This is a genomic window from Candidatus Cloacimonadota bacterium (assembly GCA_011372345.1).
In the GTDB taxonomy this organism is placed as follows: Bacteria; Cloacimonadota; Cloacimonadia; order Cloacimonadales; family TCS61; genus DRTC01.
The window spans coordinates 1-15241 of record DRTC01000634.1 but is presented as its reverse complement, the minus strand read 5'-3'; the positions used below and the strand labels follow the sequence as shown (position 1 = coordinate 15241).

Sequence of the window (15241 nt, the reverse complement as noted above, 5' to 3'; positions counted from 1 at the left end):
TCCCTCTGGAGATCTTTGCTGCGGATGATTTTGGATTGATGGATCTTTCCCTACATTATTATGTCAATTATGAAACGGAAACTACAGTCGAGATCAGAGAAAGGATCAACGGAAATTTTCTCGATCTCGATTATGTTTTTGATCTGAATGACATTTTCCTCATTCCCGGAGATAATATAACTTACTGGCTGGAGATTTACGATAATTCCCCGCAGAAGCAAAAAGCATCGAGCCGCAAATATAATGCTCGTTTTCCTTCCATCGAGGAAATTTATCAAGAGATTGAAAGAGAGGAAGAACTTAAATCCGAACTGATGGAAAATACGCTCGAGCGTTCCAAAGAACTGCAGGAGAAATTCGAGGAGAAGCGGCGGGAATTGATGAAAAAAGAGGAAGTCGATTGGGAGGATAAACAGGAATTGGAAAAATTTCTGGAAAAACAGGAAGAATTGAATAAAGAGATCGAAAATGTTGCTGAAGATTACCAGGAGTTGATCAAGAAATTTGAAGACAACCGGGCTTTATCTAAAGAAACTCTCGAAAAAATGGAAAAGATCCGGGAGTTGATGGAAGAGATTTCCAATGAAGAAATGGAAAAAGCAATGGAAGAACTGCGTCAGAAAATGGAAGAACTCGATCCTGATGTTCTTCAGAAAGCAATGCAGGATTTCAAATTTTCGATGGAAGATTTTTCCAAAAAATTAGAACAGACGATCAGGTTGTTAGAAGATATCAAGAAGGAACAAGCTCTCCAGAAAGCATTGGAAATAGCTGAAGAAATGGAGGAAATGCAGGAAAATCTTAATCAGAGAACTGAAAATCAGAAAGCAGATAATGAGCAGCTTGCTAAAGAACAGCAGAATATCTCCGAAAAATTGGAAAACCTGGAAGAACAATTAGAAAAAACAGATGAACTTCTCGACAAAAAAGATGATGAAGAGATCAAAAAGGCAATGGAAGAATTAATGGAACAAATGGAGCAGGACAGTCTTTCCAATGATCTGCAGGAAAGTATGGAAAGTCTGCAGCAAAGCCAGATGCAGAAAGCTCAAAAATCACAGCAAAGTGCTTCTTCCAAAATGAAAAAAATGACCAAAAAATTGAGCGATATGAAACAAATGATGTCCAGCGGTTCCATGATGGAAATTAGCGAGATCCTGCAAAAAACGATTAGAAGGTTGTTGATCTTTTCTCAAAAGCACGAAGAATCCTCTAAAAAATATGCGAATGATCCTTTCCAGATAGTTCCCAAACAATTATCAAATTTCGAAGGGATGAATCTTTCCCTGAAAGAACTTTACAGCACTCCGATGATCGTTCTCTACCTTGGTCCGAAGTTCGTTTATGATGCGAATTTTACATCCAAAACTTATCAGGAATTGTTCCAGCATATTAATGATGCCGGGAAACATAAGGTCAGATCATATTTGAGCGGTATCCAGAAAGGGATCAACCTGATGATCTATGATCTGATGCAGGCTCAGCAGAATATGCAGCAGAATACTTCGGGTGGCGGCTGACCATCTTCGCAACTGATGCAAGGTTTGCAGCAAATGGGAGAACAGCAGCTGATGCTGAATATGATGACCGAAGAACTGATGCAGCAATTAGGTCAGGACGGAAAAATGACTTATGAAATGAGACAAACTGCAGATCGTCTGGCAGCAGATCAACAGCGTTTGGCAGAGAATTTGAAAAGGATGCTGCAGAATAATCCGGAAGCCCAGAAACAGACTTCCACCCTGAATAAGATCATCGAAGATATGGATAGCATTTCCCGCAACCTGAAAAACAATAAGATCGATAGTAGCCTGATCGATAAACAGGAACGAATACTTTCCAGGCTACTCGATGCCCAAAAGTCAATTCATAAAAGAGAATTCACAAAAAAGAGAAAAGCAGAGATCAGTGAAATCGAGAATTGGGAACTCCCGGAAGAGATAAAATTAAAATTTGACAAAATGAGGAAGAAAGCACTTTTGGACGACGATTATAAATCCTTTCCCAAGGAGTATCAGGAGTTGATCAAAGAATATCTGAAACTTCTGAATGAGAAGGCGGATTAGCAAAAACCTTCCGAATGGTTTCTAACGGAGGAAATCTTTCTAAATCTCCGCAGGAGATTACTTGACCTTCGGAATGGTTGGAATAATTGAACTGGTTTAAACTTGCCAAATTTTAAAAAAATTTGGCAAGTTTAGAAGGGAGTATTCATGAAAAAAAACTTTTTTATAATAACCTTTCTTTTGATAATTTCCTCAATCTATGCTTTGACGATCATTAAAGAATTTGAATATACAGCAGCTGATTTCGAGGAAGAAAAAGAAGTACGGATCATAGCCCTTGAACATTTAAAGAACCTGCTTCTGGAAGACGGCGGGATCAATCTCCAATATAATATTCATAAAGAATACGAAAATGTTCCTCAAGAATTAAAAAACCTCACTTCCAAACAGCTGGCTTATATCTTATCTGATTTCTGTTTTGCCAAGATCCTGATCGATAAATGGGATGAAAAAGTTTTGTCTTTAAAAGCAGAGATAAAAATTTATGAAGATGATATTTTGGATTTGATCAGCGATATCATCAATGATCCCCCAAAAAAGATGGAACTGGAGCAAGCATACTTCGAATCAAAAGATCTTCTTTCCCAGATCGAAACTCTTAAATCCGATATTTCAGCTATCGAGGATGAGGATTCTAAAGCTCTTCTCTTATATAAATATAAAAAACTCAGCGGACAATTAACTGCTGAAGAATGGTTTTTGAAGGGAAGTATATCCTATGAATTGGAAGAACTGGAGAGTAAGATCAGTAAATTTTTAAAAAAACCGATGAAAGAGGAATTCGGTTATGATCAGGAATTCAGGAGCAAAAGCTGGGCAAATGTTTACAGCGGTGATTATGATGAAACTATCGATATCGAGAATATTGAGCCTTCTGAGATCAAAGAAAGTACGGTCACAACGCTTCCCAATAAATCGATATCGTATTATGAAGATGCGCTGATCCTGGACCCTGATAATTTCTTTGCTTATAATCAGATTGGAGTAATCTTGTTAAAAGATTTCAAGTATGATTCGGCAATAGAGTATTTCAAAACAGCTCTGGAAATAAATCCGGAATTTCCCAATTCCCATAACAATCTGGGAATTGCTTATATGAAGAAAGCAAATTATGAAAAAGCTATAGATTGTTTTTATGAAGCACTAAAATATAAACCTCAAAATGCTATTGCCTATAATAATCTCGGGATAACTTATATGAAAATGTTCAATTATAATACTGCCATCGAGAGTTTCCTCAAAGCAGTAGATATTAATCCCGGTTCTGCCAGTGCCTATTTTAATATGGGATTTACTTATCGCAAGATGCAGAATTATGAAAAAGCGATTGAAAGCTTCAAAAAAGCGATCGAGATTGATCCCCATAATTCGGATATTCATTTTAATCTCGGAGTTGCTTATGATGATATCGGAGAAGATCAGAAAGCTATAGATAGTTATTTGAAAGCGATTTTCCTGAGTCCTAATAATGCTGGTATTTATTATAATCTGGGAGTTTCTTATGGAAATCTCGGGAATGATGAAATGGCTGTTCAGAGCTATTTGAAAGCCATCGATATCAATCCGAATGATGCTAAAGTATATTATAATTTAGGAATAGCTTACGGGAATTTAGGAAAATCCGATAAAGACCTGGAATACACAAAAAAAGCAGCTCAACTCGGTTTCAAACCGGCACAGGATTATCTGAAAGAAATCGATGAGAAATGGAATGTAGATTAATTAGAATATTCGAGTCGTAAGTAGTGCAGCGACGACGACTCAAAACAAAAAAAGACTAATCATTCGTAAAAGTGACTTCTTTTTTCATTTAAACGAAAATAATGCTTGCTTAATGTGTAATGAAATTCAATTTTGCCCTTGATTTTCAGTTAAATGAAAATGGTGGAAAAATGGATAAAAAAGAATTGGGAAAGATTATAAAAAAGCGTAGGAAAAATCTGAATATCGACCAGAAATCTATTAGTGAAATTTCGGGAATAGCTCATCATACTTTGAGTGATATTGAATCCGGAAAAGGAAATCCGACTTTTCAGACTTTAATTAAAATACTGGATATATTAGGATTAGAACTTCAGATAAAACCAAAAGGAATCTGATAATGTCACAAAAAGGTTGTGTGTTTAATAATGGGATTCTGGCAGGAGAAATCGAGAAAAAAGGCGATGAATATGTTTTCAGATATGATGAGAAATATTACTCTGACCACAACAAAAAAGCAATAAGTTTGACGCTTCCCAAAAAAAAGAGAGAATATAAATCCCGAAAACTTTTCTCTTTTTTCTATGGATTATTAGCTGAAGGAATGACCAAAGAGATCCAATGTCAAAAACTCAAAATTGATGAGAACGATCATTTCACAAGACTTTTGAAAACAACGAATTCAGATACTATCGGTGGAATTACTATCAAGGAAGTAAAATGAAAGTCTGTCTTGGATGTTTGAAATCGATTTCTCTTAAGGGATATTGTCCTGCTTGCATCAAGAAATTGTGGAATGGAGATAAAAGAGTAAAAACAGTTCTCGATTTCGATAAAAACGAATTTATCAAAATCAGGAGAAATTTTGCTGATAAATTTTCCATTTCCGGTGTTCAGGATAAAATTTCTTTGAAGATAAAAGACGATAAATTGGAACCGACCGGCAAAGAAGGAACTTACATTCTGAAGCCTGTTCCCATAAACCGAGTTCCAGAATTGAACAATGATGTTCCTGCCAATGAACATCTGACAATGCAAATTGCAAGACAGGTTTTTCAGATAAATACCGCAGAAAATGGTTTGATCAAATTTTCGGATGGAGAGTATGCTTATATTTCCAAAAGATTTGATCGTAGAAATGGAGATAAATTCTTGCAGGAGGATTTTTGTCAGTTGATGAATAAATCACCTGAAACAGCCGGAGAAAGTTTTAAGTATGATAGCAGTTATGAAGAAATTGGTAAAATCGTTCATCGTTATTGTAATGCGAGTAGAATAGAGATTGAGAAACTTTTTAAGCAAATCCTTTTCGATTATGTTTTTGCCAATGGTGATGCTCATTTGAAGAATTTTTCATTGATCGAAAGTGATTATGGTGATTTTGTTCTTTCTCCTGCTTATGACCTTATCAACACAGCTGTTCACTTCCCGAAGGAAAGTAGAATGGCTCTCGACCTTTTTACAGATTATGAAACAGAAAGTTATAGAATCAACGGCTTTTATAAGAGAATCGATTTTTTTAAACTTGCCGAATTTTTTATGATAAAAAAAATGAGGGAAGAAAGATTTTTGGATGAATATGTGATGAAGAAAGAGAAGGTTTATCATTTAATTAAAGTTTCTTTTTTGAGTGAGGAAGCAAAAAAGAGATATTTAGAGTTGTTCGATGATCGGGTTAAAGCAGTTTCGGATTAAAGAGATATTGGGAAATAAATTATGAAGAGGTTTTGTTATGAATAAAAAAATAATACATGTTTTATTTTTAATTTGTATCTTTTTTCAAATTCTTCATTCTAAAACATTTATACGAGAATATACATATCAAGCGAGTGAAGCGGACAGCAAGATTACTTCTCGGGCAATTGCTTTGGAACAGGTCAAGAGATTACTTCTCGAAGAAATCGGAATGTATGTTCACGCTACCGTGCAAAATGAAGAAATCGAAGTGAGTGGTGAAGTACGGGAACTTACTTCCAAACAGATCGAAATAATTTCAGCAGGAATAACGGAAACTGAAATTCTCGAAGAAACCTGGAATGGTGAAATTTATTACATAAAAGCGGAAATTCAAGTCGATGAAAACGATGTCCTTAAAAGATTGGATAATGCTATCAACGACGATGAATATCGAGCAGAATTAGAGGAATCTCAAAAGAATACGGAAGCAGCACTTTTAGAGATTGAACGACTTAGAAACGAACTGGCAGAAACTAAAGATGAATTGGAAAAAGGGAATATCAGGGACGAATATAAGCAGAAAAGCAACGAACTTTCAGCGGAAGATTTCTTTCAAAAAGGAAAAAACGCGATGTATTCCAGAAATATCGATGTTGCTGAATTTAATTTCAGAAAAGCTCTAGAATTGAATCCCGAGCATACTCATTCTTTGGTCGGTTTAAGTGCGGTTTTAAGTAAAAAAGGGGAAGTAGAGGAAGCGATTGTTTTATTAAATCGATCTTTAAAGATAAAACCGGATTTTGCCGCAGCCTATTTAGGTCTGGCACAAGCATACAAATTGATAGGTGATCATAAAAAAGCGGTTGCAAATTTCCAGAAAGCGATTGAAATAAATCCCAAACTGCCGCTTGCTTATTATGCTTTAGGTTTGCATTTTCAGAAAAATAAAAGACCAAAAAAAGCGATCGAATCATTTCAGAAAGCAGCCCGATTGGGTCATAAAGAGTCGCAGGATTTATTAAGAAAGAGAGGAATTAAGTGGTAGGAAACTTGAAACTTGTCCTAAGCTCGGGCATCTCCGCAGGAGATGATGAATCTTGGGATAAGTTCTATGTGAGTTGCACGAGAGTGAAAGGTTGCAGTTTTTTTAATATCTCCTGCCTACGATCTGATAAATACTGCTATTCATTTCCCGTCTGAAACCGGAATGGCTCTTGATCTTTTCAAGGATCATGAAACAGAAAGTTTTAAAATTAAACGGTTTTTATAAAAAAATCGATTTTTAAAACTTGCCGAATTTTTTATAATAAAAAAATGAGAGCAGAAAGATTTTTGGAAGAATATATGAAGAAAAAAGATAAAGTTTATGAATGGATAAAAAATTCTTATTTGAGTGAGGAAGCAAAAAAGAGATATTTAGAGTTGTTCGATGATCGATTGAAAGCAATAATGATTGAAAATTAAATTAAGATAATATTCAGTTTATTTCAGTTTTTTCAGTTTATCTCAATAAAAAAAAGAGAGGAGGGAAAAAATAATGGCAGGAAGAGAAAATTGGTCGAGCAGAAGAGCATTTATTCTTGCTGCGATCGGTTCTGCGATCGGTTTGGGAAATATCTGGCGTTTCCCGTTCAAATGTTATGAGAATGGCGGAGGAGCATTTTTAATTGCCTATATTATTGCTATGATCACAGCTGGAATTCCATTATTGATCATGGAACTCAGTTTGGGACATCATTTTAAACTCGCTGCTCCCCTTTCATTTCGGAAAATAGGAAAGAAATTTGAATGGGTCGGCTGGTGGGCAGTTTTTGTGGGATTTGTCATTGTTTCCTATTATGCTGTAGTAATGGCTTGGGGATTGAATTATTCGGTATTTTCCTTTACCCAGGCATGGGGAGAAAACACCAAAGATTTTTTCTTCAGCAACTTTCTGGGATTAACAGACAATCCTTTTCATCTTGGAGGTTTTCGATTACCGATTTTAATTTCCCTGCTCGTAGGTTGGATACTGATTGTCGGAGCAGTTTGGAAAGGAGCAAAAACAGTATCTAAAGTTGTTTATGTAACTGTTTTTCTGCCCTGGTTGCTGCTGATCGTTTTTGTGATCAGAGGAGTAACACTTCCCGGTTCTCTGGTCGGGATCACATATTATTTACAACCGCATTTTAAAGAATTGTTAAATCCAAGTGTCTGGATCACAGCATACGGACAGATTTTTTATTCGCTCTCCGTAGGTTTTGGAATTATGATCGCTTACGCCAGTTTCCTGCAGAAAGATGCGGAAATCATCAACAGCTCCATCATCATCACTTTAAGCAATTGTGCAACTTCGTTTCTGGGTGGTTTTGCTGTTTTCGGTTCTCTCGGTTATTATGCCCACATCAGCGGACAAGCCGTAGAAAAAGTTCTCAGTGGAGGACCCGGACTTGCTTTCATTACTTATCCGACCATAATTAATAACCTGCCGTTTGCCCGTATTTTCGGAATTATCTTTTTCCTTATGCTGTTAACTCTGGCAATCGATTCCGCTTTTTCATTGCTGGAAGCTGTTTCTTCTTCTGTGCGGGATAAATTTGGCTGGGGCATAAAACGATCTAATATTACGGTCGCTCTTGCCGGATTAATTGTTGGTTTAATATTCACGACCGGAGCCGGACTTTTCTGGCTGGACATTGTTGACAAATGGATCGAATTTTTCGGATTATGTGCTGTTGTGTTGGTCGAATGCATTGTTCTGGGCTGGTTTTTCAAATTGGATAGACTCAGGGAATATGCCAATTCCTATTCGGAGATCAAGATTGGAAAATTATGGAATTACCTGATCAAATTAATCCTTCCGCTTATCATCTTTGCTTTGATCATATCTGAAACCATAAAACTAATTTCAAAAGGGTATGAAAATTATCCCAATGCTGCCCTTCTCATTGCAGGTTGGGGAGTTGTTTTATGTCTTCCCGTGTTGGCGATGATCTTTTCAAGCGTCGGTAAAAAAGGAGAAATCGTATCTGAAAAAGTTGCAATTCCAAAAAGTCCTTTTATCAATGATATCGGGTTTAAACGCTTTAACAGATATTTGTATTCTATTCTCATTTTAGGATTTATTCTGGCTGTTTTTATCATTCTGAGCTTCTATTTTGTTTCTTTGAAACCGTTGATCATCTTTTTTGTTGCAGCTTATATTTTCCTGACTTTGATTGGAGGAGCAATTTATTTCACGATCATTTCGATCAAAGATGATGAAAAAAGAGACGAATGGGCAAAGGAAGCTTTTCCGGAAAAATAGATTATGAAATTTATAACGATTCGATTCGTTAGGAACGACAAGTCGAAACAGATTTAAAAAGGAATGAATAAAAACTTAAATTAAGTTTCCTTTCACGAACATGATTGGAATTTTAAATGGAAAAAAGGAATTCTATGAAACTCAGTTTTCTGGTAATTATCTTAATAGCAATATCATCACTCCTGTTTTCTCAATTCGATGAACTGAAGATCCTTGAAAAAAAAGCTGATAATCTCACGCAAAGAAGACAATTTGAAAAAGCAAATGAAGTTTATCTCGAATTACTAAATAAATTTCCGGAAGAATTTGGTGTTTTAGAGAAATTGATCATCAATTACCTGCGAACTGCAAAACTGAAAGAAGCTGAAACAATCCTGGAGAAACATAAAAATATCTGTCCTGAAAGCGATTATTTAAGTTTAAAGATCCAGATACTTTTAAGAAATGGAAAAATAAAACAATCTTATAAAATGGTGCAGGACTTTCTTTCAAAAAATTCGGGAAATATTAATTATTACAGTAAGTTCTCACTGATCTTCCAACAAGCTAAACAGGATAAATACGCTTTGAAAATCCTGCAAAAAGCAAGAGATCTTACTAAAGATGATTTTCTATTCGCACTCGAAATGGCAAATTCATATCAGAACATGGAGCAGTTTCCGGAAGCTGTCGAAGAATTTCTCAAACATCTCGAGAAAAACAACGACTATTTCCATTATGTTCTGAATAAATTGCAGAAAATCCTTTTCCAGGATAAATCTCAAATTAAAGCTATCGAGAACTATGTTGCTCAAAAAAAAGAAAATGAACATTTGATCGAGATCTATGCTTTATGTCTTGCTGAAATCGGAAATCTTGAACAAGCCCTCATGGAATATGATCGTTTGGAAAATGAGCGTCTTATTGAATTTGCAGACAGGTTTTTCTCTACTGGAGATTATGAAACTGCTCAAAAAGCTTACAAAAAGCTCCTTCTTAAATTGGAAGATCCTCTTTTTATCGCAGATGTAAAAATTCGGATCGCTGAAATTTATATGTATCAGAACAACTTGATTTCAGCAAAAAATATTCTTCTCCAAGTTTATGATGATAAAAAAATTCAAGCAAAAAAATATCGTTTTCATACAAAAGCCAATCGTTATTGCCGGGAATTATTAGCAACCATCGCCATCAGGCAGGACGAAGATAAAGAGATAATTCTGCAATTTATGAAAGAAGCAAAAGAATTTGCTTATAATCAGAAAGAAAAAAAAGAGATTGATTTCCAGATCATCCATTTTATGATCATGTCGGAAATGTTCGAGGAAAGCAAAATCGCTGTAAATGAAGTTTTGGAGAACGAAGATCCTTCTTCTGATATTTACAAACTCGGTTTTTACTATTCATTTCTGATCGCAACGATGGAAAATAATCCTGAAGCTGATAGTCTGCTTGGTGAACTGGTCATTAATCTCCCGGAAAGCTATCTGACAAATGATGCTTTGCAACTAACGATCCTGATAACAAATTTCAGTGAAGATGTGAAATCTGAATTTCTGTCTGCATATCGAAAGAAATTACTTTTTAAGTATGATGAAGCTTTGAAAATCCTCTCTAAACTTTTTGAGGATTCGAAACAGGAAGAAATTCTGATCCTGATTGGAGAATGGGCATTAGAAAATAATGATCAGGAAAAAGCAAAAGCTGCCTTTTCATATAAATATGAGAGTGAAGTTATCAACGAATATGCACAATTAAAATTAGCTTCCCTAACCAAAGAAAAAATCAAACGGGAGAAATTCATCACCGATTTTTTAAAAATGAATCCGCAATCTGTATTTTCTCCGGAATTCAGACACCTTTTGGAGAAAACAGCAGGCATATAATTATGCATCCAATCATCAGGAATTTAATCTTTATTTTCATTTTAATAGTTGTTTTCCGCTTCTTCGGATTTATTTTTCGCTTCGGGATAAAATTCTGGTATATTGTCGTTCCTCTTATAATCATTTTATATCTATTTCGAAAGAGAAAAGCAAAAGATAATATCGATGGACTCGATCCTGACAAAGAAATAAAATTGAAAGAAAAGCCTACCGTTGAAGATGATGATTGATAAATTGTCATTGCAAGGTTTACAAGCCTTTGGCTGGATTCTCTCAAGGGAATTATTATGAAGCAATCTCTTTCCGATGCATCAAACAAAGGAATTCTTTCACTTATGATTAGGAAAGTTCACAGATATAAGATTGCTTCGATAGAAACAGCAAGAAGAAATCTCACAATAACACTATTAAAAAAGCAACCTGATGAACAATAAAGAACTCTCCCCACACAACCAGTCGTATCTGCATAATTTTACTTTTCATCTGAAAGTCGAAAAAGGTTTATCACCCAACACTGTTGAAAGTTATTTAAATGATATAAGGAATTTGCTAATTGTTTCCAGCAAAAAGGTCGAAGAGATAAATTCAAATGATATTGTAAATTATTTCGTCTCTATGCAGGAAATTGGTATTTCCAATACAAGTATTGCCCGGAAAAGAAGCTCATTGAAAGCATTTTTCAAATTTTTAGCAGAGGAAGAAGTCTCTATTTCTTTGAATATCGAGGAGATTCCTGCGATCAGGATTTCCCGAAAATTACCGGATGTTCTTTCTGTTCGCGAAATGCTGCATTTATTAGATAATATCGAAACCAGCGATGCTCTTGGACTTCGTAATAAAGCCATGCTGGAACTGATGTATGCCAGCGGATTGCGGATTTCTGAAGTACTGGAACTTTCCCTGCATGATATCTTCTGGAATGAGAAAGTTGTGCGTGTGATGGGAAAAGGCAGAAAACAGCGGATTGTTCCGGTTGCTGAAAATTCCCTGTTTTTCATTCAAAATTATTATAAAAAGGGTAGACCGGAACTGAAAAAAGATAACGAAACCGATATATTTTTTCTCAATAGATTCGGCAGGAAGTTGAGCCGAATGGGTGTCTGGAAAATTATTGAAAAAATATCTCTACAAGCAGGAATTAAAAAACATATTTCTCCCCATACTTTTCGTCATTCCTGTGCAACACATCTGCTCGAAGCCGGTGCAAATCTGCGCATCGTGCAGGAACTTCTCGGTCATGTCAGTATCAACACAACCCAGATATATACGAATATCGATCGGAATTTTATCATTAAAGAACATCGTCTTTATCATCCGCGAGGATGATTTTTTTTTGGTCAAATTGATAGAATTATTGACATCAAAAGAAAATTATAAAATTTGGCAGACTAATAAAAATATTGGAGGAATAAAAATGAAAAAGCTTATTACACTCACAATCATAATTTTTACGATCGGTTTTATCCTGGTAGCAGAAGGTAAACCATTGGAAAGAATCGCTAATGAAATTGGGGTAGAAGGGGAAAAATTTTATAATGACGGGAAATATTTAGAAGCTGCACAAAGCTTTGAAAATGCGATCAGCAAACTCGAAGAAGCTGTGCAGAAAGATGGCATTCCTGAAGATAAGGAAAAAATTTCCCGCTGGTATGAACTTGCTTTTAATGGCTATTATCAGGGTAAAGATTTCACTAATGCCCTAAAGATCCTTGATAAAAGATTGGAACTTTCACCTGGTAATTATGACCTGGTGAAGTATCAGGCAATTATCTATAAAAAACACCTTAACGACATTGATAAAGCCAATGAAATCCTTATGAATTTTGATCAGCAAAGTCCTAATTACAAAGCTCGAAAATCAATTGCTGTTAATTTTAAAAAATATAAAAAAGATAAAGAAAATGCTCTGATCTGGTACAAAAAAGCATACGAGTTGAAACAGGACGCTTCCGTCTTGGGAAATATCGCGATCCTAAATAAGGAATTGGGAAATAATCAGGATGCGATCGATGCTTATGAAGATTTCATCAAGACTAAACCTAAAGAGAGTAAATTGATTAAAGCTTACAAAAATCTCGGAAAACTTTATGAAGGTATGAAAAATGTCTCCAAAATGACAGAGAATTATGAAAAAGCAAATGCCCTCAAATATGATGAGAACCTGACAATTCTATTGATCACCAAATATCATGAAACCAAACAATATGATAAAGCTACAAAAAATATCGAACTCCTTCTGAAGAACAAACCCGAAAGCCCCGATGCTATTTATTATCGTGCCTTGATCAATTATGATAAAGGAGATAAAGCTGCTGCCAAAACAGATTTTGTGAAACTTATCAATGATTCAAAATATGGAAGCTCTGCCAAAGGATACATTAAAAGTATAGCATCTGAATAAACGGAGAAATAATGAGAAAAACAGTTATTGCTGCTAATTGGAAAATGAATAAACTCTTCTATGAAGTTGAAGATTTTCTTATAGAATTAACCGATTTTGCAGATGAAACATATCTGAACGATGTCGTTGTTATTGTCTTTCCGTCCGCTATTTATCTCGAAGTTGCTAATGATATAACTAACGACAGCCAGATCATTGTCGGAGCGCAAAACATCCATGAAAATGACGCTGGTGCATTTACCGGAGAAATATCCGCACCCATGCTCAAATCTATTGATGTTGATTATTCACTGGTCGGTCATTCCGAAAGAAGAAAATATTTTAATGAAACTGACGAGACTGTGAATAAGAAAACTAAAACGCTTTTGAATAATGATATGAATGTAATCTTATGTATTGGAGAGACTCTGGATCAAAGAGAAGCAGGGATTACAAAGAAAATTGTGTTGGAACAATTGCAGAATGCTTTAGAAGGTATCAGAGTGATCGATAAGATTTTCTTTGCCTACGAACCTGTATGGGCAATTGGAACAGGAAAAACCGCAACTCCGGAGCAGGCTCAGGAAATTCACAACTTGATCAGAAACTGGCTTCGAGATAATTATTCAAAACAGGTTGCAGAAGAAACTTCCATCCTTTATGGTGGAAGTGTTACTCCTGAAAATATCGAAGACTTACTCAAACAGCCTGATATCGATGGTGGCTTGATTGGTGGAGCATCTTTAAATGTGGAAAAATTCATAGATATAATAAATACGGCAGTGGAGATGAACAAATAATATGCTCGATCTAAAGTTCATTCGGGAAAATCCTGAAATTATCAAAAAAGCAATTCAACATAAAAATGAGAAAGCTGATGTTGATGAATTATTGAATATCGATGAGAAAAAACGAAAACTGCAATTTGAATATGATAATCTGAAAAGTCAGCAAAATAAAGTCTCGAAAAACATTCCGATTCTAAAAAAACAGAAAAAAGATGTCACTGATCTACTTGTTCAGATGACAGATATTTCCGGAAAAATAAAAGAAATTGCTTCCAGACTCTCTGATGTTTCTCAAAAATTGGAGAGAATTCTTCTTACGATCCCTAATATTCCACATACTGATGTACCCATAGGAAATGACGAATCCTTTAACTCATTAGTTAAGACCTTTAGTGAAAAAAAGGCATTTACTTTTACTCCTAAAGATCATCTTGAACTTGGGAAAGCTGAAGCCCTTTTTGATTTTAAAAGAGCCAGTAAAATTGCTGGTACCGGTCATTCAATTTATACAGGTAATGGAGCAATGCTCGAAAGGGCTTTAATTAATTTCATGCTTGATTTCCATATTCAAAACCACAACTATAAAGAGATCAGTGCTCCCTTCCTTGTAAATAGAAAAACCATGACCGGAACAGGACAACTTCCCAAATTAGAAGCGGATATGTATCGAATCGAGGAAGAAGATATGTTCCTGATCCCAACTTCGGAAGTTTCCGTTACGAATATTTATTCCGATGAAATTCTTCCATATACGATGTTGCCGCAAAAATATGTTTCTTATAGTCCCTGTTTCAGGAGAGAAGCTGGTTCTTATGGTAAAGATACAAAGGGCTTACAGCGTCTCCATCAATTCAATAAAGTTGAAATGGTTAGATTCGTTAAACCGGATAATTCTTACAAAGTTTTAGATGAAATGCTGCAGGATGCAGAAGATATTTTAATTGCTCTCGGTTTGCATTACAGAGTGGTTATACTCGCTACCGGAGATTTGAGTTTTGCGTCTGCCAAAACTTATGATATTGAGGTTTGGTCTCCGGGTACAGGAAAATATTTAGAAGTTTCCTCGATCAGTAATTTTGAAGATTTTCAGTCAAGAAGGGCTTCCATACGCTTTCGAGATGAAGATAGTAAAGTCAAATTTGTTCATACCTTAAATGGTTCGGGAGTTGCAACTCCAAGAACAATGATAGCTCTTCTGGAAAATTATCAAAATGAGGATGGAACAATTTCAATTCCTGATGTTTTAAAACCTTATCTTCCTGATATTGATGTAATTTAGTTTATAATATAGAGTTATAGATATAATTTATCTGATCTTGAATCTGCATTATAGATTTTTTCCAATAAATTCAATTTTTTTAATTGACATAGAAATGGTATTTTAAATTTTGAGCAAACCTTTTTTATAGAGGTATGTATTTTAGTTCCTTAATAGCGATAAGATAGAAGTGTAAAGAGAGAGAGTTAGGAGATATATT

General features: G+C 35.2%; 14 protein-coding genes. All 14 read left to right on the top strand.

From position 1 onward, the window contains the following. Positions 1–1571: 1571 nt before the first annotated feature. Complete coding sequence (locus ENL20_12220; GenBank protein ID HHE39318.1) at positions 1572–2066, top strand: hypothetical protein; 495 nt, start codon at positions 1572–1574, stop codon at positions 2064–2066. A 147-nt stretch (positions 2067–2213) separates the two neighbouring features. Beyond that, the gene (locus ENL20_12215; protein ID HHE39317.1) at positions 2214–3788 is read left to right on the top strand and encodes a tetratricopeptide repeat protein; all 1575 of its coding nucleotides are present in this window, start codon (positions 2214–2216) and stop codon (positions 3786–3788) included. Positions 3789–3958: 170 nt separating this feature from the next. Next, positions 3959–4165 carry a transcriptional regulator gene (locus ENL20_12210; protein ID HHE39316.1) on the top strand — a complete coding sequence of 69 codons (207 nt, stop codon included), beginning with the start codon at positions 3959–3961 and terminating at the stop codon, positions 4163–4165. 2 nt (positions 4166–4167) lie between these two features. Next, positions 4168–4491: a phosphatidylinositol kinase gene (locus tag ENL20_12205; GenBank protein HHE39315.1), complete on the top strand. Its 324-nt coding sequence runs from the start codon at positions 4168–4170 to the stop codon at positions 4489–4491. After that, positions 4488–5462: a type II toxin-antitoxin system HipA family toxin gene (locus ENL20_12200; GenBank protein ID HHE39314.1), complete on the top strand. Its 975-nt coding sequence runs from the start codon at positions 4488–4490 to the stop codon at positions 5460–5462. The genes ENL20_12205 and ENL20_12200 overlap by 4 nt, the downstream gene beginning before the upstream one ends. Before the next feature lie 37 nt (positions 5463–5499). Next, positions 5500–6489 (top strand): tetratricopeptide repeat protein, encoded by a 990-nt coding sequence (locus tag ENL20_12195; protein ID HHE39313.1) that lies wholly within the window; start codon positions 5500–5502, stop codon positions 6487–6489. Between the two features lie 269 nt (positions 6490–6758). Further along, positions 6759–6908 (top strand): hypothetical protein, encoded by a 150-nt coding sequence (locus ENL20_12190; GenBank protein HHE39312.1) that lies wholly within the window; start codon positions 6759–6761, stop codon positions 6906–6908. A 73-nt stretch (positions 6909–6981) separates the two neighbouring features. Further along, positions 6982–8730 carry a sodium-dependent transporter gene (locus tag ENL20_12185; GenBank protein ID HHE39311.1) on the top strand — a complete coding sequence of 583 codons (1749 nt, stop codon included), beginning with the start codon at positions 6982–6984 and terminating at the stop codon, positions 8728–8730. Positions 8731–8864: 134 nt separating this feature from the next. Beyond that, positions 8865–10595, top strand: coding sequence for a hypothetical protein (locus ENL20_12180; protein ID HHE39310.1), 1731 nt, complete (start codon positions 8865–8867; stop codon positions 10593–10595). Between the two features lie 2 nt (positions 10596–10597). Then, positions 10598–10825 carry a hypothetical protein gene (locus ENL20_12175; GenBank protein ID HHE39309.1) on the top strand — a complete coding sequence of 76 codons (228 nt, stop codon included), beginning with the start codon at positions 10598–10600 and terminating at the stop codon, positions 10823–10825. Positions 10826–11018: 193 nt separating this feature from the next. Next, positions 11019–11921, top strand: a complete 903-nt coding sequence (locus ENL20_12170) for a tyrosine recombinase XerD (protein ID HHE39308.1) — start codon at positions 11019–11021, stop codon at positions 11919–11921. A gap of 88 nt (positions 11922–12009) precedes the next feature. After that, positions 12010–12996, top strand: coding sequence for a hypothetical protein (locus ENL20_12165; protein HHE39307.1), 987 nt, complete (start codon positions 12010–12012; stop codon positions 12994–12996). Positions 12997–13007: 11 nt separating this feature from the next. Beyond that, the gene (locus tag ENL20_12160) at positions 13008–13775 is read left to right on the top strand and encodes a triose-phosphate isomerase (GenBank protein HHE39306.1); all 768 of its coding nucleotides are present in this window, start codon (positions 13008–13010) and stop codon (positions 13773–13775) included. Position 13776: 1 nt separating this feature from the next. Continuing rightward, positions 13777–15042, top strand: coding sequence for a serine--tRNA ligase (locus ENL20_12155; GenBank protein ID HHE39305.1), 1266 nt, complete (start codon positions 13777–13779; stop codon positions 15040–15042). Positions 15043–15241: the final 199 nt, after the last annotated feature.

Bases quoted from the DNA above. Each gene is read 5' to 3' on its own strand.
- ENL20_12220 (HHE39318.1), top strand. From the start codon at position 1,572: ATGCTGAATATGATGACCGAAGAACTGATGCAGCAATTAGGTCAGGAC.
- ENL20_12215 (HHE39317.1), top strand. From the start codon at position 2,214: ATGAAAAAAAACTTTTTTATAATAACCTTTCTTTTGATAATTTCCTCA.
- ENL20_12210 (HHE39316.1), top strand. From the start codon at position 3,959: ATGGATAAAAAAGAATTGGGAAAGATTATAAAAAAGCGTAGGAAAAAT.
- ENL20_12205 (HHE39315.1), top strand. From the start codon at position 4,168: ATGTCACAAAAAGGTTGTGTGTTTAATAATGGGATTCTGGCAGGAGAA.
- ENL20_12200 (HHE39314.1), top strand. From the start codon at position 4,488: ATGAAAGTCTGTCTTGGATGTTTGAAATCGATTTCTCTTAAGGGATAT.
- ENL20_12195 (HHE39313.1), top strand. From the start codon at position 5,500: ATGAATAAAAAAATAATACATGTTTTATTTTTAATTTGTATCTTTTTT.
- ENL20_12190 (HHE39312.1), top strand. From the start codon at position 6,759: ATGAGAGCAGAAAGATTTTTGGAAGAATATATGAAGAAAAAAGATAAA.
- ENL20_12185 (HHE39311.1), top strand. From the start codon at position 6,982: ATGGCAGGAAGAGAAAATTGGTCGAGCAGAAGAGCATTTATTCTTGCT.
- ENL20_12180 (HHE39310.1), top strand. From the start codon at position 8,865: ATGAAACTCAGTTTTCTGGTAATTATCTTAATAGCAATATCATCACTC.
- ENL20_12175 (HHE39309.1), top strand. From the start codon at position 10,598: ATGCATCCAATCATCAGGAATTTAATCTTTATTTTCATTTTAATAGTT.
- ENL20_12170 (HHE39308.1), top strand. From the start codon at position 11,019: ATGAACAATAAAGAACTCTCCCCACACAACCAGTCGTATCTGCATAAT.
- ENL20_12165 (HHE39307.1), top strand. From the start codon at position 12,010: ATGAAAAAGCTTATTACACTCACAATCATAATTTTTACGATCGGTTTT.
- ENL20_12160 (HHE39306.1), top strand. From the start codon at position 13,008: ATGAGAAAAACAGTTATTGCTGCTAATTGGAAAATGAATAAACTCTTC.
- ENL20_12155 (HHE39305.1), top strand. From the start codon at position 13,777: ATGCTCGATCTAAAGTTCATTCGGGAAAATCCTGAAATTATCAAAAAA.